The 603-nt window shown below is 67.7% G+C and carries 1 protein-coding gene and 1 pseudogene; both read right to left on the bottom strand.

The features are described 5' to 3' along the window. A pseudogene (locus WDC87_RS21895) lies at window positions 1–108 on the bottom strand (carbonic anhydrase); the annotation flags it as partial. A gap of 74 nt (window positions 109–182) precedes the next feature. Then, window positions 183–603: FMN-binding negative transcriptional regulator (locus tag WDC87_RS21890; protein ID WP_336331338.1), on the bottom strand; the 421-nt coding region annotated here is incomplete at its 5' end.

Here is a 603-nt window from a genome sequence, read left to right as displayed (position 1 = left end):
TTCCGGGTGCTGCTGCTTGGACAGCTGCTGGAAGAACCCAGGGTCTTCCTTGGCGATGCGGTCGGCCCAGTCGCGGTTGTTCTGCAGCAGGCGGTGGATGTCTTTCATGTGCGGTATCCCTGGCGTCGGGTGGGGGCAAGGCGCGGCCGTTCTGGTCGCGCCGTCGCGGGAAGCTGGGGTGATCAGCCGCTGGAGGCGGACTGTTCACGGTGCCAGCGCATCCACTGCGCCAGCTCATGGGAGGACGGGGAGGCGAGCGCGTCCAGTGCGGCGATCACGGCCTGCTGGTTGGCGTCGGGATGGTTCTGGCTGAGTTTCAGCTTCAGCTGCACGTGTTCCACCTGGAAGCGGAAGCCGACGATGGCGCGCAGCTCCGGGCCGTGTTCGGCGCGCGCGGCATCGAACTGCCAGGCCTGGCCGACGCTGGCTTCGAAGCGGTCGCTGATCGCGCCGACCAGTTCGGCCAGCGCATCAGCGTCGTCGAAGGTCTGCAGCTGGCCACGCAGCTCGGCAGCGGCGTAGTTCCAGGTGGGTACCCGCGCAGCGGGTTCCTTGTCCGGATACCAGCTGGCCGAGACGTAGCCGTGTGGGCCATCGACCAGT

Origin of the sequence: Stenotrophomonas maltophilia group sp. Smal12, from assembly GCF_037079935.1 — a bacterium.
Classification (GTDB): Bacteria; Pseudomonadota; Gammaproteobacteria; order Xanthomonadales; family Xanthomonadaceae; genus Stenotrophomonas; species Stenotrophomonas sepilia.
Note: the sequence above shows the minus strand (reverse complement) of the source record. Positions and strands in the feature narration are given on the sequence as shown.